Source organism: Sphingomonas endophytica, from assembly GCF_001476895.1.
Taxonomy (GTDB): Bacteria; Pseudomonadota; Alphaproteobacteria; order Sphingomonadales; family Sphingomonadaceae; genus Sphingomonas; species Sphingomonas endophytica_A.
In genome coordinates this window covers 59,997-81,155 of the sequence record NZ_LDTB01000053.1, presented here as the reverse complement: position 1 = coordinate 81,155, position 21,159 = coordinate 59,997, and the positions used below count along the sequence as shown (strand labels likewise).

Sequence of the window (21,159 nt, the reverse complement as noted above, 5' to 3'; positions counted from 1 at the left end):
CGACACGACGGCGCCGTCGTGGCCGGCGTTCTGCGCGATCTGGCGCACCAGCGCGGTCAGCGACTTGCGGACGATGTCGACGCCGCGCGTCTGGTCGTCGTTCGCACCCGTGACGCCTTCCAGCGCCTTGGTCGCGTACAGCAGCGCGGTGCCGCCGCCCGGGACGATGCCTTCCTCGACCGCGGCGCGGGTCGCGTGCAGCGCGTCGTCGACGCGGTCCTTGCGCTCCTTCACCTCGACCTCGGTCGCACCGCCGACCTTGATGACCGCGACGCCACCGGCCAGCTTGGCCAGACGCTCCTGCAGCTTCTCGCGGTCATAGTCCGAGGTCGTGACCTCGATCTGCTGACGGATCGCCTCGGTGCGGCCCTTGATCGACTCGGCGTCACCGGCACCGTCGACGATGGTGGTGTTGTCCTTGTCGATGGTCACGCGCTTGGCGGTGCCCAGCATGCCCAGCGTCACGGTCTCGAGCTTGATGCCCAGGTCCTCGCTGACGACTTCGCCCTTGGTCAGGATCGCGATGTCTTCCAGCATCGCCTTGCGACGATCGCCGAAGCCCGGCGCCTTGACCGCTGCGACCTTCAGGCCGCCGCGCAGCTTGTTGACGACCAGCGTGGCCAGCGCCTCGCCCTCGATGTCCTCGGCGATGATCAGGAGCGGACGGCCCGACTGCACCACCGCCTCAAGGATCGGCAGCATCGCCTGCAGCGACGACAGCTTCTTCTCGTGGATCAGGATGTACGGGTCGTTCAGCTCGACCTGCATCTTCTCCGGGTTGGTGATGAAGTACGGCGACAGGTAGCCGCGGTCGAACTGCATGCCCTCGACGACGTCCAGCTCGAATTCGAGGCCCTTGGCCTCCTCGACGGTGATGACGCCTTCCTTGCCGACCTTCTCCATCGCTTCCGCGATCTTCTCGCCGACTTCCTTGTCGCCGTTGGCCGAGATGATGCCGACCTGCGCGACTTCCGACGAACCCGACACCGGCTTCGAACGGCCCTTCACGTCCTCGACGACCTTGCCGACGGCGATGTCGATGCCGCGCTTCAGGTCCATCGGGTTCATGCCGGCCGCGACCGACTTCATGCCCTCGCGAACGATCGCCTGCGCCAGCACGGTGGCGGTGGTGGTGCCGTCACCCGCGATGTCGTTGGTCTTCGAGGCCACTTCGCGCACCATCTGCGCGCCCATGTTCTCGAACTTGTCCTTGAGCTCGATTTCCTTGGCGACCGACACACCGTCCTTGGTGATGCGGGGCGCGCCGAAGCTCTTGTCGATCACGACGTTGCGGCCCTTCGGCCCCAGCGTGACCTTCACCGCGTCGGCGAGGATGTCGACGCCGCGCAGGATGCGCTCACGCGCGTCGCGGCCGAATTTCACGTCCTTGGCTGCCATGTGGCTACCCTTTCAAATGACGAATGTTGAGAAAGTTGAGGGTATCGGATGCTCAGGCGATGATGCCGAGAATGTCCGATTCCTTCATGATGAGCAGGTCTTCACCGTTGACCTTGACCTCGGTGCCCGACCACTTGCCGAACAGGATGCGGTCACCGGCCTTGACGTCCAGCGGGGCCAGCTCGCCCTTGTCGTTCTTGGCGCCCGCACCGGCGGCGACGACTTCGCCTTCCTGCGGCTTTTCCTTGGCGGTGTCGGGGATGATGATCCCGCCGGCCGTCTTCTCTTCCGCCTCGACGCGGCGGACGAGAACGCGGTCGTGCAACGGACGAAAGTTCATTGCTCAGTACCTCTCTGAAGGCAATATGACAGTTCTTTGGCACTCAGAGCCCCCGAGTGCCAGCAGCCCGCATATGTGGATCGCCCCCGCCGGGGTCAACGCCCCGCGCGATAAATTTGTGGAACTCTTTTTCAGGCAGTGCGTGGCGTCGGGCGCAGCCGGTCGCGCCGCGACCAGCGCCAGATCAGCAGCACCGACACCACGCCCAGCCCCGCCGCCAGCCCCCACCACACGCCTCGCGCGCCCCAGCCGAGCCCGAAGCCGAGCAGCAGCGCGGTGCCGAACCCCGCGCCCCAGTAACCGCCGACCTGGATCATCATCGGCACGCGCGTGTCCTGCACCCCGCGCAGCACGCCCGCCGCGACCGCCTGCGCCCCGTCGACCAACTGGAAGATCGCGGCGATCCCCAGCAGGCCGATCGCCATCGACGCCACCGCCGTCTCGCGCGCCGGATCGACGTACAGCCGCACCAGCCAGTGCGGCACCGCCCAGAAGATCGCCGCACTCAGCACCATGACCGCGATCCCGCTGCCGATCGCGACATTGCCCGCGCGGCCGATCCATGCTCGGTCGCCGGCGCCATAGGCATAGCCGACGCGGATCGTTCCCGCCTGCGCCAGCCCGAACGGGATCTGGAAGGCGATCGCGGCGATGTTCAGCGCCACCGCATGGGCGTCGATCGCGGTAACGGAGATCAGCCCCATCAGCAGTGCCGCACCACCGAACAATCCGCCCTCCGCCATCCAGCCGAGCGCGATCGGCGCGCCCAGCCGCGCGATCTCCACCATCCGCGACCATTCCGCGCGCCACCATTTGCCGAGCAGCCGGAACCGCCGCAACTTCCGGTCGGTCAGCAGGATCACGATGTACGCCGCACAGGTCGCGCACGACACCAGCACGCTCGACAGGGCGGCGCCTTCCAGTCCCAGCGCCGGGAAGCCCGCATTGCCGAACACCAGACACCAGTTGCCGAGCACCGCGACGCCCAGCGCCAGCGTCGTGACCACCAGCGCCCATCCCGGTCGCCCCAGCGCGGCGGCGGTCAACCGGATCAACGCCGCCATCACCGCCGGCAGCACCGCCAGCGACAGGACGCGGCAGAAATCGCCCGCCCGTGCCGCCACGGCGGCATCCTGCCCCGCCAGCCGCAGGATCGGCGCGGCGAGGTTCAGGACCGCCATTACGGCCAACGAACCGATCGCGGCCAGCCACATCGCCATCCGGAACGAGCGTCGTACCTGCCGCACCGCGCCGACCTTCCGGCCCAGCGACGCCGCGATCAACGGCTCCGCCGCGCCGACCATCCCGATCAGTCCGAAGGCGAAGATGTGGAAGATATAGACGCCGAGCGTGGCGGCCGCGAACTCGGTCGGGCCAAGCCGCGCGACGAACACCACGTCGACCGCGAAGACCGCCATCTGGAGCAAGTTCGCCCCGATCAGCGGCCCCGCCAGCCGGGCGAGCGCGGCCAGCTCCGCGCGCCAGGTCGGCGGCGGCGCCTCCGTCAGCGGCGTCGGGGCGGCGGGGCCATGCATCGCCGGTGCCCCTAGCCGAGCGGGGGCTGCGGCGAAAGGGCGGCGGTGATCGCTCCTGCCATCCGCTACGCGACGCCGCCGAACCGATCGCGACCACCACGACGCTCGCCCCTTACCCCGACGCAGGTCGGGGTCCACGGCGCCGCGACCTCAGGGCCTCTCGCGGTTGCGACACCACGGATGCCCGAACAGGTCCGGCAGGACGACGAAGCGTGCGCTGACGTCTCGACCCCTTACACCATTAACCCCAAAGCGTATTGCCCCGGTCATACACGCCGCGCTACGGTCCCACCCCTACAACGAAGGTGGCAGGAACGATGAAGCTGGTACGCGGCGCCTGGAAGCTGCTGGTCGGGATCAAGGACGCGCTCGTGCTCGTCGCGATGCTGCTGTTCTTCGTGGCCATTTTCGCGGCGCTCAACGCGCGGCAACGCCCGGCCGCGATCGGTGACGGCGCGCTGGTGCTGAAGCTGGACGGCCCGATCGTCGAACAGCCGGAGGAAGTGCCGCTCACCGCGCTGCTCAGCGGGCAGCAGGTCGGCAAGCAATATCGCCTGCGCGACGTGCTGCGCGCGATCGACGCGGCGCGCGAGGACAAGCGCGTGAAGGCGATCGTGCTCGATCTCGATCGCTTCGGCGGTGCCTATCCGGCGGTGCTGGGCGAGGTGCAGGCCGCGCTGTTGCGCGCGCGCGCCGCGGGCAAGCCGGTACTGGCCTTCGCGACCGCCTATACCGACGGCGGCTACCGCCTCGCCTCGGCGGCCAGCGAGATCTGGATGGACCCGATGGGGGGAACGATCTTCGCCGGCCCGGGCGGCAACCAGTTGTTCTACAAGGGATTGATCGACAAGCTGGGCGTCAACGCCCACGTCTACCGTGTCGGCAAGTTCAAGTCGGCGGTCGAACCCTATACCCGTACCGATCAGAGCCCGGAGGCGCGCGAGGCGTCGCAGGCGCTGTACGGCGCGCTGTTCGACCAGTGGCGTGAGGCGGTCGCGACCGCGCGACCCAAGGCGCAGCTCGCGCCATGGCTGGGGCAGCCCGCGCAGGTGATCCAACGGGCGCAGGGCGACGTCGCCGGGGCGAACCTTGCGACCGGGCTGGTCGACAAGCTCGGCGACCGCGTGACATTCGGCCGGCGCGTCGCGGCGCTCGCCGGCGGCGACGACAAGAAGCCGGCGGGCTGGTTCAGGACGATCGGTTACGACGCCTATGTCGCCGCCAACCCGTTGCCGAAGAAGGGCAAGGTCGGCGTGCTGACGATCGCGGGCGAGATCGTCGACGGAGAAGCCGGGCCGGGCAAGGCAGCGGGCGATACCGTGTCGAAGCTGCTGTACGACGGGCTGGCCGACAACGACCTGAAGGCGCTGGTGGTGCGGGTCGACTCGCCGGGCGGCTCGGTGCTGGCATCGGAGAAGATCCGTCTGGCGATCATGGAGGCGAAGAAGCGCGGTCTGCCGGTCGTCGTCTCGATGGGCGGGCTGGCGGCGTCGGGCGGCTATTGGGTATCGACACCGGCCGACGTGATCTTCGCCGAACCCGGCACGATCACCGGATCGATCGGCATCTTCGGAATCATCCCGACGTTCGAGAACACGCTCAAGAAGATCGGCCTGTCGACCGATGGCGTGAAGACCACGCCGCTGTCGGGGCAGCCCGACGTGCTGGGCGGCACGACGCCGGAGCTGGACGCGATCGTCCAGTCGGGGATCGAGCATGGCTATCGCGAATTCCTGACCCGCGTGTCGCAGTCGCGCAAGCTGCCGATCGCGCGCGTCGACGAGATCGGTCAGGGCCGCGTGTGGATCGGCGGGATCGCGCAGCAGCTGCGGCTGGTCGATCGCTTCGGCGGGCTGGACGACGCGGTGCGCGAGGCGGCGAAGCGCGCGAAGCTCGACGATGCGCAGCCGGTATGGCTGGAAAAGAAGCCGGGCTTCGCGGCGCAACTGGCGCAGCAGATCGCCCATCAGGAGGATGACGACGATGCCGCCGCGCCGGCCGACGCCCTGTCGCGCCTGACCTGGCAGCGGCAGCAGGCGTTCGCCGCCGCGCTGGGCGATGCGAAAAGGATGCTGAGCGGCGCGGCGGTGCGCGCGCAATGTCTGGAGTGCGTCGGGCTCGGCCCGGTCGCGGCCGGCATCGAGGATCGCACGCTCTGGCAGACCGTCCTCGCGCGCGTGGGGCTGTGATGACGCAGGGACCGATCACGATCCGCGCCGCCACCCCCGCCGACGCCCCGGCGATCGCGGCGATCTATGCGCCGTTTGTCCTGTCCGGCACCGTGTCGTTCGAAAACGAAGCGCCCGATGCCGCGCAGATGCGCGATCGGATCGCCGCGTCGGACGGCTTCTACCCGTGGCTGGTCGCCGCCTCGCTGGACGACGGCGACGGCCCCGGCGTGCTGGCCTATGCCTATGCCACGCGCTTCCGCGACCGGCCCGCCTATCGCTATGTCGTCGAAACCTCGATCTACGTCGGCGGGGCCACGCATGGTCAGGGCGTCGGGCGGCTGCTGTACGAGGCTTTGGTCGATACGCTCCGCGCGCAGGGCTTCACGCAGGCGATCGGCGTCATCGCGCTCCCCAACGATCGCTCGATCACGCTGCACGAGGCGGTCGGCTTCCGCCGGGCGGGCGTCTATCGCGAGGTCGGCTATAAGCAGGGGCGCTGGATCGACGTCGGTTTCTGGCAGTGCGAGCTGAACGAATCCGCGATCCCGCCGGTCGAGCCGAAGCCGTTCAGCGTCACCGGAGTCGTCCGCGACTGATCGCCGGCCGATTGCGTCCGGCGATCAAGGATGTAGCATGTGACACCATGAAGGCGCCGGCCCCCTGCCGGCGCCCCCCCATGCCCGGACATCCGCCATCGTGCTGACGCTTTCCCGTTCGCTGTCGCTCGTCGCGCTGCTGCTCGCCACCACCGCCCCGGCGCTGGCGCAGACCGACAGGACCACCACCACCGTCGAGAAGAAGAAGGACGACGACCAGCTCAAGCTGCCGCCGCTCCCCGCCGACAAGACGATCACGCAGACCGCGCGGATCGGCGGTCGCACGATCACCTACAAGGCGACGGTCGGTACGATCGCGGTGCGCGACGACAAGGGCAAGGAGATCGGGCAGGTCGTCTATACCGCCTATACCGTCCCCGGCGGCGACGTGGCCCGCCCGGTCACCTTCGCGTTCAACGGCGGTCCGGGCGCGGCGTCGGTCTATCTCAACATGGGCGCGGTCGGGCCGAAGCGCGTGCAGTTCGGCGCGCAGGGCGATGCCCCCTCCGACGCGCCGATCGCGCGCGACAATCCCAACAGCTGGCTCGACATGACCGATCTGGTCTTCATCGATCCGATCGGCACCGGCTTCAGCCGCAGCCTGGTCGATGCCGACGAGACGAAGAAGGCGTTCTACGCCAACGATCCCGACATCAAATATCTGTCGAAGGTGGTGTACGACTGGCTGGTCAAGGAAGGTCGGCTGCGCTCCCCCAAATATGTGATGGGCGAAAGCTATGGCGGCTACCGGGTGCCGCGCATCGCCTATGAACTGCAATCGCAGATCGGCGTCGGGCTGAACGGGCTGATCCTCGTCTCGCCGTATCTGGACCCCGCGTCCGGGGACAATGGCACCGCGCTGTCGCCGCTGCCGTGGATGATCGACCTGCCGTCGATGGCCGCCGCCAATCTGGAGCGCAAGGGCCAGCTCAACGCCACCACCATGGCCGAGGTCGAGGCCTATACGCGCGGCGATTTCGCGCGCGACCTGCTGCTGGGCCGCGCCAATGCCGAGGCGGTGCAGCGCGTGGTCGGCAACGTCACGCGGCTGACCGGGCTGGACCCGGCACTGGTGCAGCGGATGGGCGGACGCGTCGACAGCCGCACCTATCTGCGCGAGATCCACCGCGCGGACGGGACGATCGGCAGCGTGTACGATTCGAACGTCACCGCCTTCGATCCCTTCCCCTGGTCGCCACGGCAGGAATCGAATGATCCCTTGCTCGACTCGCTGATCGCCCCGACGACCAGCGCGATGGTCGATTTCGTGACGCGGGAGGTCGGCTGGAAGACCGACGCGCGCTACAATGCGCTGTCCTATGCGGTGAACGCCGCCTGGGATCGCGGCCAGCCTGCCGACACGCCCGTCACCGACCTGCGCAAGGCGATCGCCAACGATCCGAAGATGCGCGTGCTGATCGTGCACGGCTGGGACGATCTGTCGTGCCCGTTCTTCGCGTCGCGGCTGATCGTCGACCAGATGCCGGCGTTCGGCGTGCCGGAGCGCGTGCAGCTGCGCGTCTACCCGGGCGGGCACATGTTCTACAGCCGCACCGACAGCGGCGCATCGTTCAAGAACGACGCGGCGGCCATGTATCGGTGATGCCGCCTGGGGGCGTCGTGACGGTCGCGGCGCCCCAGCTACTTGCCGTCGTCCCCTTCGCCCCTTCCGTCATCCCCGCGAAGGCGGGGATCCAGAACCCATGCCGTCGCACCTCTATCGACAGACCTGCGCGTCTGGATTCCCGCCTACGCGGGAATGACCGTTAGGGCCAAACCGTCGCTACCCCAGTCGCGCCAGCGCCGCCGCGAAGCGCTCCGCATCGGCGCTCTTCTCGGCATGATCGGCACGCGCCTTTTCCACCGCCTCGGGCTTCGCGCGCTCGACGAAGCTCGCATTGCCCAGTCGCCCCGCCAATGCGTCACGCTCCTTCTCCGCCGCCGCCAGCGACTTGCTCAGCCGCTGCCGCTCGGCGTCGAGATCGATGACGCCCTCGAGCGCGAGCGCGAACGTCTCCGCGCCCCACAGGATCGGCGCACGCGCGCCCTGCGCCTCGCCCCCGGCCAACGTTACGCGCGCCAGCCGCTCGACATACGGCGCGATGTCGGCCGGGACCGAACCGGCGCCGGTGTGCAGCGCGATCCGCGCGCCCGGCGGCACGTTCAGCTCCGCGCGCGCCCCGCGCACCGCCTCGATCAATTCGATCGCGCGACCAATCTGCGCCGTCGCCGCCGGATCGAGCGCGCGCGCGTCCGCCATCGGCCAATGGCCGACGATCAGGTCATGCGCGCGGGGCGCCAGCGCGTGCCACAATTCCTCGGTGATATAGGGCATGAACGGGTGGAGCAGGACGAGGATCTGGTCGAGCACCCAGCCCGCGACCGCCCTCGTCTCGTCGTCGATCACGCCCTTGATCAGTTCCAGATACCAGTCGCAGAACCGGCTCCACACGAACTGGTAGATCGCATTGGCGGCGGCATCGAAGCGATAGTCGGCCAGCGCGAGGTCGACCGCCTGCACCGTCTGCACCGTCTCGGCGATGATCCACTTGTTGACGGCCAGAGTCGCGACCGGCGGCTCCAGCGTGGTCGAGCCACCGATGCCGTTGGCCTGCGCGAAGCGGCTGGCGTTCCACAGCTTCGTCGCGAAGTTGCGATAGCCCTCGACGCGCTTCTCATCCATCTTGATGTCGCGGCCCTGGCTCTCCATCGCCGCCATGAAGAAGCGCAGCGCGTCCGCGCCGTACGCGTCGATCAGCCCGAGCGGATCGACGGTATTGCCCTTCGACTTCGACATCTTCGCGCCGTCCGCCGCGCGGACCAGGCCGTGCAGGTAGAGCGTCTTGAACGGCACATCGCCCATGAACTCGATGCCCTGCATCATCATCCGCGCATCCCAGAAGAACAGGATGTCGAAACCGGAGATCAGGACGTCGTTGGGATAGCGCCCGCCGAGCGTCGCGTCGGCGTTGTCCGGCCAGCCCATCGTCGCGAACGGCCACAAGGCGCTGGAGAACCACGTGTCGAGCACGTCATCGTCCTGCCGCAGCGGGACACCCTCGCCCGCTTGCGCCTGCGCCGCCTCGGCGGTTTCGGCGACGAAGATGCGGCCATCGTCGGCGAACCACGCCGGGATGCGGTGCCCCCACCAGAGCTGGCGCGAGACGCACCACGGCTGGATGTTCTCCATCCAGTTGAAGAAGGTCTTCTCCCACGTCTTGGGCACGATCTTGATCTTGCCGGATCGCACCGCCTCGATCGCGGGCTTCGCAAGCGTCGCGGCGTCGACATACCATTGGTCGGTCAGCCACGGCTCGATCACCACACCCGAACGGTCGCCATACGGCGTCTGGATCGTCCGCGCCTCGGCGTCATGCTCGACGCCCTCCTTGTCGACATGCGGAATCAGCACGCCCTCGGCCTTCAGCCGCGCGACGACCGCCTTGCGCGCCTCTGCCGTGGTCAGCCCGAGCAGCTCTTCGGGGATCAAGCCGTCCGCGGTCTGCACGACCCGCGCCTGCGCATCGAGCATGTTGAGCATGTCGCGCGCCTCGATCCCGGCACGGCGGCCGACTTCGAAGTCGTTGAAGTCATGCCCCGGCGTGATCTTCACCGCGCCCGACCCCAGCGCCGGATCGGCATGTTCGTCGGCGACGATCGGGATCAGGCGCCCGGTGATCGGCAGGCGCACCTGCTGCCCGATCAGCGCCTTGTAACGCTCATCCTCGGGATGCACCGCGACCGCCATGTCGGCGAGCATCGTCTCCGGGCGCGTCGTCGCGACCGTGATATGGCCCGAACCGTCAGCCAGCGGATAGCGGAGGTGCCAGAAGCTGCCGCGCACCTCGCGCGTCTCGACCTCCAGGTCGCTGATCGCGGTGCCGAGGCCCGGGTCCCAGTTCACCAGTCGCTTGTCACGGTACAGCAGGCCGCGCGCGTGCAGGTCGACGAACACCTTCAGCACCGCCTTGCTGAAGCCCTCGTCCATCGTGAACCGCTCGTTGGCCCAGTCCATCGAGCAGCCGAGGCGGCGCAGCTGGCGCGTGATCTGCCCGCCGCTTTCCGCCTTCCATTCCCAGACCTTGGCGACGAACTCCTCGCGCGTCAGGTCGGTGCGCTTCTCGCCCTTCGCGGCCATCTGCCGCTCGACGACCATCTGCGTCGCGATGCCGGCATGGTCGGTGCCGACCACCCACAGCGCGTCCTTGCCCTTCAACCGCGCGTGCCGCGTCAGGATGTCCTGCAACGTGTTGTCGAGCGCGTGGCCGATGTGCAGCGAGCCGGTCACGTTGGGCGGCGGGTTGACGATCGTCCACGGCTCCGCCTCCGGGCGGTCGGGTCGGAAGAGGCCGTTGTCTTCCCAATGGGCATACCATTTGGATTCGATGGCGGCGGGGTCGAAGGTCTTGGGAAGCTCGGTCATGGCGTGTCCATAACCAACCTCCATTCGGTCGTCATCCCCGCTTCCCCACCGTCATCCCCGCTTCCCCACCGTCATCCCCGCGAAGGCGGGGATCCATGGCTGGTCGGTATGGCACCACGCCAAGACATGGGCCCCTGCCTGCGCGGGGGCGACGACGTTACTGTCCGCCCCCCTTCGTCCAGCGATCCATCCACCCGATCACCTCGCGATACCATTGCCGCGAATTGGCGGGCTTCAACACCCAGTGGTTCTCGTTCGGGAACACCAGCAGCCGCGACGGAATCTCGCGCCGTTGCAGCGCGGTGAACGCCGCCAGCCCCTGTGTATAGGGGATCCGGAAATCCTGTTCGCCGGTGATGACCAGTTGCGGCGTCTTCCAGCGGTCGACGTAATTGACCGGGTTCCACTTCTCGAACGCCTGCGGGTCCTGGAAATAGGCCTTGCCGCCATGTTCCCATTCGTCGAACCACAATTCGTCGGTTTCATACGCCATCGCGCGCGCGTCGAACACGCCGTCGTGCTGGACGATGCACTTGAAGCGATCGGGCCAGCGCCCCTCGATCCAGTTCATCATATAGCCGCCATAGCTGGCCCCCAGCGCGCAGGCGTTGTTGCCGTCCAGCCATGCGAACTTCTGCGTCGCCGCGGCCAGCCCCTTTTGCAGGTCCTCCAGCGGCCATCCGCCCCAGTTGCCGCGGATCGCATCGGTGAAGCCCTGCCCGTAACCGGTCGAGCCATGGAAATCGACCGCGACCAGCGCATAGCCCGCGCCCGCGAACACCGCCGGGTTCCAGCGGTACGACCAGCTGTTGTTGCTCGATCCCTGCGGGCCACCGTGGACCATATAGGCGACCGGCAGCTTGCCCGTCGCGCCCGCCGGCCGCACCGCATAGCCCCAGACGGTATCGTTGTTCGCACCGGCGAAGCTGAACCGCTCGACGGTCGGCATCTCGATCCCGGCCAGCTTCGTCGCATTGACGCTGGTCAGGCGCGTCAGCGCGCGCGCGGATCCGACGCGATAGAAATCGTCTGGCGCGGTCAGGCTGTTCATCGCGACGACGACATTCTTCGGGCCGACGGCGACACCCGACACATGCCCCTCGCCGGTCAGCCGTGTCACCCGGCCGCTATCGGCCTCGACCTGGAACAGCGGCGTTTCCTGCGTATCGTCGGCGGTGACGTACAACGACCGCGAATCCCGCGCCCATTGCAGCGACGCGATCGAACGATCCCAGCGCTCGGTCAGCGACACGGTCTTGCCGCTGTCCAGATCGCGCACCGTCAGGACCAGCCGATCGGCTTCATAGCCCGCGCGCCGCATCGCCAGCCACGCCAGCTTGCGGCCGTCGGGCGAGACGGCGGGTTGCGTATCGGTCGCCTTGTTGGCGGCGGTCAGGTTGATCGGCGCGGTATCGCCGTCGACCGAGGCGGCGAAGATATCGAGGTTGGTCGACAGCGCCTCGATCCGGCCGGGCTCGCGCAGCGCGAAATAGACGGTGCGGCCATCCGGGCTCCAGCTGATCTCCTCGCCGCCGCCGAACGGCTTCGACGGAGTGTCGCCCAGCAGCGTCGCGGCGATCGCGCGCCCGTTCCCGCGCGCGCCCGCCGACGTCACCGGCAGGACGAACAGCTGCGAGCGGTTGCCGTCCGCCCATGTGTCCCAATGCCGCACGAACAACTGGTCGTATGTGCGGCCGGTCGCGGCGTCCTTCTTGACCATCGCCGGTTGCAGCGTCGGCGCGCCCGGCTTGCGATCCGCCCAGACCAGGATGCGGTCGCCGGTCGGCGCGACCTTGAAGCCGTTGAACCCGCCCGCGAAGTCGGTCAGCCGGCGCGGCCGGCCGCCCGTCACCGGCACCGACCAGATCGCGTCGTCGGCGCTGAAATAGACCGTCGTGCCGACGATCTGCGGATCGTTCTCGTCCAGCTGCGGATCGGCCGCCAGCTTGACGGGCGCGGCGTTGGCGCGCGTCAGATCCAGCTTCCAGAGATCGTAGCGGCCGCGATTGGCGGCAAGGTCGGTGTCGCGCTGCGCCCAGACCAGCCAGCGGCCGTCCTTCGACATCGCCGGTGTCCCGACGCGGCTGAGCGTGGTCAGGTCGTCGATCGTGATCTGGCGCGCGCCGGCGGGGGCGGCGACGAGGGCGGCGAGCGCGAGCAGACTCGCGGAGGTCAGCATCTTCATGCGCGGACGATACGCAGAAGCCCGCGCGGGAGACAATGCGGCGCGGGTGCCCCGCGCCTACCCCTTCGCGGAGGTGATCTTCGCGATTTCGCGCGCGACCATCTGCTCCACCAGTCGCGGCAGGTTCTGGTCGAGCCACTCGCTCAGCATCGGGCGCAGCATGTCGCGCACCAGTCCCTCCAGCGTCCCGTCGCTCTCCGGCTCCGGCTTGACGACCAGTCGCGACAGCGCGCCCAGCGCGCCGCGCGCCGCCTCCACGGTCGCGGGCGACACGACCGGCGTCTCATTCGCGTCATCCACGTCGATCGCGGGCGGCGGCATGATCGGGGTCGGCGGGCGGCGATCCTCGGGCGCCTCGACCGGTGCCGCTACCGGCGGCGATGGCGGCGGCGGTGGGGCGATCGCGGCGGCCAGCCGCTCCTCGAACGCCTCGGCCGACAGGATCGGCGCCGGGGTGGGCGATGGCGGCGGCGGCGCGGGTGACAGCGGCTCGTTCAGCTCCAGGATCGCGTCGCTCGCCGCCTGCTCCTCGGCACGCGGCGACGGCGCGGCACGGCGCGGGGCCGGCGTATCGCCTTCCTTGATGACGCGCTTGATGGACGCCAGAATGTCTTCCATCGAGGGTTCGCCGCTCATATCCCCCATCGGGTCGTCCTCACAATCCAGCCCCGGCCGTCAGGGGCGCGGTGTATCGACACCTGTCGTCAACGCGGGCGTCCTGTCAACGTTGCTTTCGAGCAGCGGGTCCAGCGGGCGCGTGACGACCGCGGTCTGCGCGGGGCTGGCGGCGGTGCTCGACGCCACCGGCTGCGCGCGCGGGCCGTCGTCGAAATCGTTCCATCGCCCGCGCACCGTGGCGTAATGGATCGTCGGATCGTACAGCGCGCCGCCGTCCAGCCCCAGGTCCTCCGCCTCGGCATGGCCCATCGCCGCCAGCAGCGCGAAGCCCGCGACATAGGCGTCGCGCCGTGCCGACACGAGCGTCACCTGGCTGTTGAGCAATTCCTGCTCGGCGTTCAGGATATCCAGCACGGTGCGCGTGCCGACGCTGTTCTCGGCGCGCACGCCCTCCAGGCTCAGCTTGTTGGCGTTCACCGCCGCTTCGGCCGACGCGATCACCTCCAGCGAGGAGCGCCACACCGCATAGGCGGAGCGTGCCGAGGCGATCACCTGCCGCTCGGACGCGGTCGCCTGCTCGATCGCCTGCCCGCGCAATTCCTGCGCCTGCCGCACCAGCGCCCCCGGGCGCCCGCCCTGGAAGATCGGCAGGCTGACCGACAGGCCGGCGCTGGTCGCCGACCCGTTCTGCACGCTGCCCAGCCCCAGCGCGCTGCCGCGCCCCAGCGACCCCAGATAGTCGAAGTAATTCTGCCCCACCGTCGCGTTCACCTGCGGCCGGCGGCTCGCGCGCGCGACGCGGATGTCGTAATCGGTGGCATCGCGGACGCGCCGCGCCGCGATCAGGTTCGGATTGTCCTGCAACGCGACATTCACCGCGGAATCGGGCGAGGTGGGCAGCTGGGGCAGCGCGGGCGGCGGCTCCAGCACGCCCGGCGGCGTGCCGACCAGCCGCACGTAATTCTCGCGGCTGGAGATCAGCGTCGCCTGCGCGGACTGGAGCTGCGCGCGCGCCAGGCTCAGCCGCGCCTCCGACTGCGCGACGTCGGTCCGCGTCAGATCGCCGACCTCGAACCGGTCGCGGCTGGCGCGCAGGTTGGTTTCCAGCACGCGGACGTTCTGCGTGTTCAGCCCGACGATCGCCTCGTCGCGGATCACGTTATTGTACGCGCTGACCACGTCCGTGAAGGTCGTCGCCTCCACCCCGCGCAGGTTCGCCTGCCCCGCCTCGACGCGCGTTTCCGCCGCCAGCACGCCGTTGCGCACGCGCCCGCCCTGATACAGGGGCACGGTGACGCCGATCTGCCCGCTCAACTGCCGCTCGGGCGTGGTGAAGCTGTTGCCGGTGCGCCGGAAATTGTCGGTGAACCCACCCTGCGCGGTCACGCTCGGGCGGCCGTTGGCCAGCGCGATCGGCACGTTCTCGTCATTGGCGCGCTGCGCCGCGCGCTGCGCCGCGAGCGTCGGATTGTCGCGATAGGCGCGCGCCAGCGCGTCCCGCAACGTCTCCGCCCCCGCCGGGAGCGCCCCCGTCAGCACCAGCGTTGCGGCGATCGATGACGACAGCGACAGGAAACGAGCGCGCAAGCGGGTGATCCTTAGAAAGTGAAGCTGCGCGGACGCGCGAAGCCGGGGAGCCTGACCGAATCGATATCGGCGAAGGGGGTGAGCGCGGTGGCCGCGCCGCGATGCGCGCCGGCCGCGAGCCGGAACACGCCGCGCTCGATCAACCCGCTGACGATCCGTCCGCCATCGGCGACCTGCGACGTCAGCGTGGCCGGCAGTTCCTCGACCGCGCCGTCGACGATCAGCACGTCATAGGGCTGCGCGGACGGATGCCCCGCCTCCAGCGGCCCTTCGACCAGCGTGACGTTCGGCGTGTCGGCCAGCGCCTCGCGCGCCTGCGCGACCAGCGCCGGCGTCACCTCCACCGCCACGACCTCGGCCACCAGCGACGCCAGCACCGCCGCCGTATAGCCGGCCGCCGCCCCGATCAGCAGCACGCGATCGCCCGGCTGCAACCGCGCCTGTACCAGCAGCCGCGCGGTCGCCAGCGGCGTGTTGAGCGCCCGCCCCTGCCCCATGTCGATCGCGGTGTCGCGATAGGCCAGCGCCGCCGACGCGGCCGGCACGAAACGCTCGCGCGGCACCTGCGCCATCGCGGTCACGACGCGCGGATCGGTCACCGCGACGGTGCGCAGCTGACTGGCGACCATCGCCTGACGCATCGCGGTATAATCGTCGTGGCGGAGGGCGGGTGCGGAAAGGGTCATCGGCGTTCCTGTGGCATAGCTGTTTTATCGATGCAACACACGTTGCGCTGAGTGGCTTGTATCGCGCGCGGAACGCACTTTGCAATCGGCGGCTTGACATATCGGCGACGGCCCCGCATCTGCGCGCCCTCACCGCATCGAGGCGCGATGGCGGAGTGGTGACGCAGAGGACTGCAAATCCTTGCACCCGGGTTCGATTCCCGGTCGCGCCTCCACCTTCTTGACGAAGGTGCCCCATTCAGGCGGTTTCCTATCTTTGGCGTCTAACCCACGCAGTCGGTTAGACTTTCGCCGTAGCGCACGCCGCCAGGTCGCCCGTTCCCGGCCACCGTCCGCCGCCGCGGCGTAACGCCCGCGCCATCACGGTGGCGGTCACGTCAACAACCCCGCAAGCAACCACACACCCCACGCGCCGGTCCGTACCGGGGTACGGCGGTGGCTCGCGCCGCGAACAGGCATTCCCGCCAACCGCTTCCGAGGCACAAGGTTGCGTCACCCCGCCCGTGTCGTTATTGCGAATCGATAGCGATACGAAAAGGGGCACGCATGCGATTCTGGAACCTAGCGCCGGGACTGGCGATGGCGATGACGTGCGCGCCGGCCATGGCGGAGACGAAGAACCCGGTTGCCGGCGCCACGCTCGACGACGGCGTGTCGGGCGACGAGGTCGTCGTCACCGGCCGCGCGCAGCATCTGTACCGGGTCGACACCACCACGGTCGGCAAGTCCGCGCAGGATCCGATGGACATTCCGCAGGCGGTCCAGGTCATCAACGCCGACCTGTTCACCGATCAGGGCGCGCGCGACGCGACCGACATCTACCGCAACATCTCCGGCATCAGCGCCTTCAGCTATGCCGGGATCACCTTTCGCGGGTTCCGGCAGGATCAGTCCTTCTACGACGGTCAGCGCGGCAACCCGTTCATCGGCTTCTCCGTGCCGCAATTGTTCACGATCAGCCGGGTCGAGGTGCTGAAGGGGCCGGCGGGGCTGTTCTTCGGCCCGGGCTCGCCGGGGGGCATCATCAACTATGTGTCGAAGACACCGGACGAGGTCGGCGCGCTGCGCATGGTCGCGACGCTCGGCAGCTACGATCGTGCCGGCGTGTCGGCGGAGGCGATCGGCAGGATCGATCGCGACGGGGTTCTCACCTACCGCCTCGGCGGCTTCTACGAGGCGCTCTCACCGTTCCGCTACAATACGCGGAACACGTCGGTGATCGGCGACGGCGGCGTGTCGGTGCGCACGAACGAAGGCGGCAAGCTGACCGTTCAGGCGACCGTCTACGACAATTTCCTGCGCGGCAACCGCCTGCGCGGCGTGCCGGTCGACGATGCCGGCAACTTCCTCACCAGCATCCGCTGGAACGCCAACGAACCGACCGACTTCCTTCATCTCTCATCGCAAGCCTATCAGGCACGCTATGCCACCGGCATCGGCGATGCGGTGACGTTCGATGCCGGCGCGCGCTATTTCAAGGCGACCGAGACCCAGCAATATCACGAGGCGCGCGGCTTCGTCGCCGGCAGTACCGATCTGGTCGCGCGCGAATTCCGCGACCAGATCCGCGCCGTCGACGGCCTCTCGTTCATGGCGAACGCGACCGCCAAGGTCAGGATCGCGGGCATGACGCACACGTTTCAGGCCGGCGCCGACTGGTATGATGAAACGAGCATCCTCGACTCCCGCATCCTGCGCGCGGGCGTGACCCCGCTCAGCCTGCGCAACCCGGTCTACACCCGCACCGGACGCGACGTGGCCCGGACCGCCGCGCTGCCCTTCACCACGACTGACACCGGCACCCGGCGCACGGGCGGCTATCTTCAGGATCAGGTCGCGATCACCGACGCGCTGCTGCTGGTCGGCGGGGTCCGCTACGACAGGTTCGACGACGGCGTGACCACGCAACTGGGCGGTCGCACCACCGCCGCCTCCGACTATCGCGACGGACGCTTCACCTATCGGGCGGGCGCGATCGTCAAGCCGCGCGCGGGCGTCTCGCTTTATACCAGCTGGTCGCAGAGCTTCGAGCCGCAGAGCGCCGCCAACCAGAACATCGCCGCCGGTGGCCCGTTCGCGCCGGTGACGGGCGGTCAGGTCGAAGGCGGGGTCAAGTCGGTGCTGCTGGGCGGACGGCTACAGGCCAACGCGGCCGTCTATCGGATCGTCCGACGCAACATCCTGCAGATCGACCCCTCGCTGCCGCCGGTCGACGGACAGGATCAGCTCCGCCCGATCGGCGAAGTGACGAGCAGGGGGTTCGAGCTCGACGTGGCGACCGATCTCACCCCCGACTGGGTGCTGCTCTTCAACTACGGGTACAACGACACGAAGATCACCGGAACGGTCGCCGGACAGGCGATCACCAACGCGGTCGGCGACCGCTTCGCCAACGCTCCGCGCCATCAATTCGGCTTCTGGACCCGCTACCAGATCGCGCCGCTCGGCGCGGCGATCGGCTTCGGCGGCGAGCATCTGTCGAGCAGGGTTTCGACCGCCGGACAGGCGGTGCAGCCCTATACGATCTTCGATGCGTCGATCACGAAGAAGCTGGGCGTCGCCGAACTGATGCTGCGCGTCGACAATCTGTTCGACGAAACCTATGCGGCATCCGGCTTCTCCCGGCAGAGTGGCAGCTTTCCGGGCGAGCCGCGCACCGTTCTGGCGGAATTGCGGCTCCGGTTCTGACCGCCACGTCGGCGTGTGCAGATTTTGCAACCGGCCGCGCCGACTTTGATCGGAAGCCGATCGCCGCCGAAACGTTGGACGTCCATTCCGGGCCCTCGGGCCCGCCGGCGGGATGGATACTGGACCGATGAGCAAGACGATAGCGGATCTGTTGAACGACACACTGGTCGACGCCGGGGTGCGCCGCATCTGGGGTGTGACCGGCGACAGTTTGAACGCCTTCAACGACAGTATGCGCCGTTCGGGCGAGATCGCGTGGATGCATGTCCGCAACGAGGAAGCCGGGGCGTTCGCGGCCGGGGCGGAAGCGGCGGCGACGGGCGCGCTCGCGGTCTGCGCGGGAAGCTGCGGTCCGGGCAATCTGCATCTCATCAACGGCCTGTACGATTGTCATCGCAATCATGTGCCGGTGCTGGCGATCGCCGCGCACATTCCCTCCAGCGAAATCGGCCTGACCTATTTCCAGGAGACGCACCCGACCGAATTGTTCCGTGAATGCAGCCACTTCTGCGAGATGGTGCAGGATGCGCGACAGATGCCGGAACTGCTGCACCGCGCGATCCGCACCGCGATCGGCCGGCGCGGCGTGGCGGTACTGGTGATCCCCGGCGACGTCGCCCTGCAAAAGGCGCCGGAAACGCGGCCCGTCCCCTTCCCCGCGCTCGCCACGCCGCGGCTGGTGCCCGACGACGCGACGCTCCAGCAGGTCGCCGATCTGGTCAACGACGCGCGGAGGGTGACGTTGCTCTGCGGATCGGGCACGGCGGGCGCGCATGACGAGGTTGTCGCGCTGGCCGCCGCGCTGAAGGCGCCCATCGTCCACGCCTACCGCGGCAAGGAGTGGATCGAGTTCGACAATCCCTATGACGTCGGCATGACCGGGCTGATCGGCTTCTCCTCCGGCTATCACGCCATGATGGAATGCGACACGCTGCTGATGCTCGGCACCGACTTTCCGTATCGCAATTTCTATCCCGAAAAGGCGAAGGTGGTGCAGGTCGATCGCGATCCCGGCGCGCTGGGACGGCGCGTTCCGCTCGACATCGGCGTGGTCGCGGACGTCCGGGAGTTCGCGCAACGCCTGCTGCCGCTGGTCCGCGCCGACCGCGAGGACGGCTTCCTCGACAAGGCGCGCGCGCATTATCGCGACGCCCGCAAGGGGCTGGACGATCTCGCCACCCCGCGCGACGGCGACAAGCCGCTCCACCCGCAATATGTGACCGCCACGATCGATCGCCTCGCGGCCGAGGATGCGGTCTTCACCGCCGATGTCGGCACCCCGGCGGTGTGGGCGGCCCGCTATCTGACGATGAACGGCAAGCGGCGGCTGATCGGATCGTTCAACCACGGCTCCATGGCCAATGCGATGCCGCAGGCGCTGGGTGTGCAGGGTGCCTTCCCCGGACGGCAGGTCGTTTCGCTGTCCGGCGACGGCGGCCTGGCGATGCTGATGGGCGACATGCTGACCGCGGTGCAGATGGGGCTGCCGATCAAGGTCGTCGTGTTCAACAACTCGACCCTGGGCTTCGTCGAAATGGAGCAGAAGGCGGCGGGCTATATCGACACCAACGTGTCGCTCAAAAACCCCGATTTTGCGGCGATCGCCCGCGAAATGGGCTATTTCGGAGCACGAGTGACCCGGTCCGACGCGCTCGAAAACGCCGTGCGCGATGCCTTCGCACATGACGGCCCGGCGCTGGTCGATGTCGTGACGGAGGGACTGGAACTCATCATCCCGCCCAAGATCCAGGCCGAACAGGCGAAGGGCTTCAGCCTCTACGCCGCGCGCGCGGTGCTGAGCGGTCGCGGTGACGAAGTGATCGAACTGGCCAAAGCCAACCTGTTACGGTGAACACCTCGCTACGATTCGAACCCGGCGCGCCGCATCGCCGTGCCCTCGCGTTCGTGGCGCGCTGCACCGGGTCGGCGATGCTGTCGTCGCTGGCCGCCGGGGCGCTGGGGCTCGGCCATCCGGTCTGGGCGGTCGTCTCCGCCCTGGTGGTGTCGCAGGACACCGCCGTGGACACCCGGCAGGCCTTCGTATGGCGGGTCGCCGCCACCGCGATCGGCCTGCTGGTAGCGGTCGTGGTCGGCAGCGTCATTCCCGATCCCGCCCCGAACCGCTCGCTCCAGCTTGCGATCGCCGTGACGGTCTGCGCGGTGATCGCGCGCCGCTGGCCGGGCCTTCGCGTTTCCATGTGGACGGCGCCGATCGTCCTGATGACGACGATTCCCGAAAACGGCGTGCTGCGGGCGGCGGTGGAGCGCGGCAGCGAAGTGCTGCTGGGGGCCATGATCGCCACCGTCCTGCACCTTGCCCTCGACCGGGCGCTGCATATCCGCGGGGCGACGCGGCAGAACCTGCCGTCGACCTGAAGGGATCGCGCCATCTTCCCCTTCATACCCCGGCCGTTTCCGCCTACCCGTCACCGATGACCGATCGTCCCAATTACATCACCCCCGCCGGCTTCGCGACGTTGCGGCAGGAATATGAGCAATTGTTCGCACACGATCGGCCCGCGCTGGTCGAGACGATCTCTTGGGCGGCGGGGAACGGCGATCGCTCGGAGAACGGCGATTATATCTACGGTCGCAAGCGGCTGCGCGAGATCGACCGGCGGCTGGGGTGGCTCTCGCGGCGAATGAAGGCGGCGAAGGTGGTCGATCCGGCGCAGCAGCAGGACCGCAGCCGCGTGTGGTTCGGTGCGACCGTCACCATCGCCGACGAGGATGACAACCAGCGCGTGCTGACGCTGGTCGGCGACGACGAGGCCGAGGCGGGTGCGGGGCGCGTCGGGTGGAATGCGCCGATCGCGCGGGCGCTGCGCGGGGCGGCGGTCGGCGACCTGCGTCGCGTGATGCTGCCAGCGGGCGAGCGGGAATATGAGATCGTCGCGATCGACTATCCGGCCCCGCAGGGAACGTGACGATC

15 protein-coding genes and 1 tRNA gene are annotated in these 21,159 nt (G+C 68.6%); 8 read left to right on the top strand and 8 right to left on the bottom strand.

Annotation, left to right across the window (positions count from 1 at the left end):
- The 3 genes from groL to NS334_RS12635 all read right to left on the bottom strand — a co-directional run.
- Window positions 1–1,398: chaperonin GroEL (gene groL / locus NS334_RS12645; RefSeq protein WP_058756311.1), on the bottom strand; the 1,398-nt coding region annotated here is incomplete at its 3' end.
- A gap of 52 nt (window positions 1,399–1,450) precedes the next feature.
- On the bottom strand, window positions 1,451–1,738 hold the full coding sequence (gene groES, locus NS334_RS12640; protein ID WP_058756310.1) for a co-chaperone GroES: 288 nt from the start codon (window positions 1,736–1,738) through the stop codon (window positions 1,451–1,453).
- Between the two features lie 131 nt (window positions 1,739–1,869).
- Complete coding sequence (locus NS334_RS12635; protein WP_083500462.1) at window positions 1,870–3,273, bottom strand: MATE family efflux transporter; 1,404 nt, start codon at window positions 3,271–3,273, stop codon at window positions 1,870–1,872.
- Between the two features lie 317 nt (window positions 3,274–3,590).
- Between NS334_RS12635 and sppA the strand changes: the two genes are divergently transcribed.
- From sppA to NS334_RS12620, 3 genes are all read left to right on the top strand, one after another.
- Window positions 3,591–5,462 carry a signal peptide peptidase SppA gene (sppA, locus tag NS334_RS12630; RefSeq protein WP_058756309.1) on the top strand — a complete coding sequence of 624 codons (1,872 nt, stop codon included), beginning with the start codon at window positions 3,591–3,593 and terminating at the stop codon, window positions 5,460–5,462.
- Entirely contained in the window at window positions 5,462–6,040 is a 579-nt protein-coding gene (locus tag NS334_RS12625) for a GNAT family N-acetyltransferase (RefSeq protein ID WP_058756308.1), read from the top strand. Before sppA ends, NS334_RS12625 begins: the two co-directional genes overlap by 1 nt.
- A gap of 100 nt (window positions 6,041–6,140) precedes the next feature.
- Window positions 6,141–7,643, top strand: a complete 1,503-nt coding sequence (locus tag NS334_RS12620; protein WP_083500461.1) for a S10 family peptidase — start codon at window positions 6,141–6,143, stop codon at window positions 7,641–7,643.
- A 180-nt stretch (window positions 7,644–7,823) separates the two neighbouring features.
- Here NS334_RS12620 and NS334_RS12615 read toward each other — a convergent pair whose 3' ends face one another.
- From NS334_RS12615 to NS334_RS12595, 5 genes are all read right to left on the bottom strand, one after another.
- Window positions 7,824–10,463 (bottom strand): valine--tRNA ligase, encoded by a 2,640-nt coding sequence (locus NS334_RS12615; protein ID WP_058756307.1) that lies wholly within the window; start codon window positions 10,461–10,463, stop codon window positions 7,824–7,826.
- Between the two features lie 157 nt (window positions 10,464–10,620).
- Window positions 10,621–12,648, bottom strand: coding sequence for an alpha/beta hydrolase family protein (locus NS334_RS12610; RefSeq protein ID WP_058756306.1), 2,028 nt, complete (start codon window positions 12,646–12,648; stop codon window positions 10,621–10,623).
- A gap of 57 nt (window positions 12,649–12,705) precedes the next feature.
- A complete protein-coding gene (locus tag NS334_RS12605) occupies window positions 12,706–13,293 on the bottom strand; it encodes a DUF2497 domain-containing protein (RefSeq protein ID WP_058756305.1) in 588 nt (195 codons plus the stop codon).
- Between the two features lie 30 nt (window positions 13,294–13,323).
- On the bottom strand, window positions 13,324–14,853 hold the full coding sequence (locus NS334_RS12600; RefSeq protein WP_083500460.1) for a TolC family outer membrane protein: 1,530 nt from the start codon (window positions 14,851–14,853) through the stop codon (window positions 13,324–13,326).
- 11 nt (window positions 14,854–14,864) lie between these two features.
- Complete coding sequence (locus NS334_RS12595) at window positions 14,865–15,539, bottom strand: protein-L-isoaspartate O-methyltransferase family protein (protein ID WP_058756304.1); 675 nt, start codon at window positions 15,537–15,539, stop codon at window positions 14,865–14,867.
- Between the two features lie 141 nt (window positions 15,540–15,680).
- On the opposite strand from NS334_RS12595, the gene NS334_RS12590 reads away from it, so the two are divergent.
- The 5 genes from NS334_RS12590 (at window position 15,681) to greB (ending at window position 21,154) form a co-directional block, all read left to right on the top strand.
- A tRNA-Cys gene (locus NS334_RS12590) sits at window positions 15,681–15,754 on the top strand.
- Window positions 15,755–16,085: 331 nt separating this feature from the next.
- The gene (locus NS334_RS12585) at window positions 16,086–18,227 is read left to right on the top strand and encodes a TonB-dependent siderophore receptor (protein WP_058756303.1); all 2,142 of its coding nucleotides are present in this window, start codon (window positions 16,086–16,088) and stop codon (window positions 18,225–18,227) included.
- Window positions 18,228–18,354: 127 nt separating this feature from the next.
- Window positions 18,355–20,079: a ubiquinone-dependent pyruvate dehydrogenase gene (gene poxB / locus NS334_RS12580; protein WP_058756302.1), complete on the top strand. Its 1,725-nt coding sequence runs from the start codon at window positions 18,355–18,357 to the stop codon at window positions 20,077–20,079.
- On the top strand, window positions 20,076–20,603 hold the full coding sequence (locus tag NS334_RS12575) for an FUSC family protein (protein ID WP_058756301.1): 528 nt from the start codon (window positions 20,076–20,078) through the stop codon (window positions 20,601–20,603). Before poxB ends, NS334_RS12575 begins: the two co-directional genes overlap by 4 nt.
- Window positions 20,604–20,659: 56 nt before the next feature.
- A complete protein-coding gene (greB, locus tag NS334_RS12570; protein ID WP_058756300.1) occupies window positions 20,660–21,154 on the top strand; it encodes a transcription elongation factor GreB in 495 nt (164 codons plus the stop codon).
- Window positions 21,155–21,159 lie beyond the last annotated feature (5 nt).

Excerpts from the sequence above, each read along its gene's own strand:
- groES (WP_058756310.1), bottom strand. The coding sequence starts at position 1,738 with ATGAACTTTCGTCCGTTGCACGACCGCGTTCTCGTCCGCCGCGTCGAG.
- NS334_RS12635 (WP_083500462.1), bottom strand. The coding sequence starts at position 3,273 with ATGCATGGCCCCGCCGCCCCGACGCCGCTGACGGAGGCGCCGCCGCCG.
- sppA (WP_058756309.1), top strand. The coding sequence starts at position 3,591 with ATGAAGCTGGTACGCGGCGCCTGGAAGCTGCTGGTCGGGATCAAGGAC.
- NS334_RS12625 (WP_058756308.1), top strand. The coding sequence starts at position 5,462 with ATGACGCAGGGACCGATCACGATCCGCGCCGCCACCCCCGCCGACGCC.
- NS334_RS12615 (WP_058756307.1), bottom strand. The coding sequence starts at position 10,463 with ATGACCGAGCTTCCCAAGACCTTCGACCCCGCCGCCATCGAATCCAAA.
- NS334_RS12610 (WP_058756306.1), bottom strand. The coding sequence starts at position 12,648 with ATGAAGATGCTGACCTCCGCGAGTCTGCTCGCGCTCGCCGCCCTCGTC.
- NS334_RS12605 (WP_058756305.1), bottom strand. The coding sequence starts at position 13,293 with ATGGGGGATATGAGCGGCGAACCCTCGATGGAAGACATTCTGGCGTCC.
- NS334_RS12595 (WP_058756304.1), bottom strand. The coding sequence starts at position 15,539 with ATGACCCTTTCCGCACCCGCCCTCCGCCACGACGATTATACCGCGATG.
- NS334_RS12585 (WP_058756303.1), top strand. The coding sequence starts at position 16,086 with ATGCGATTCTGGAACCTAGCGCCGGGACTGGCGATGGCGATGACGTGC.
- poxB (WP_058756302.1), top strand. The coding sequence starts at position 18,355 with ATGAGCAAGACGATAGCGGATCTGTTGAACGACACACTGGTCGACGCC.
- greB (WP_058756300.1), top strand. The coding sequence starts at position 20,660 with ATGACCGATCGTCCCAATTACATCACCCCCGCCGGCTTCGCGACGTTG.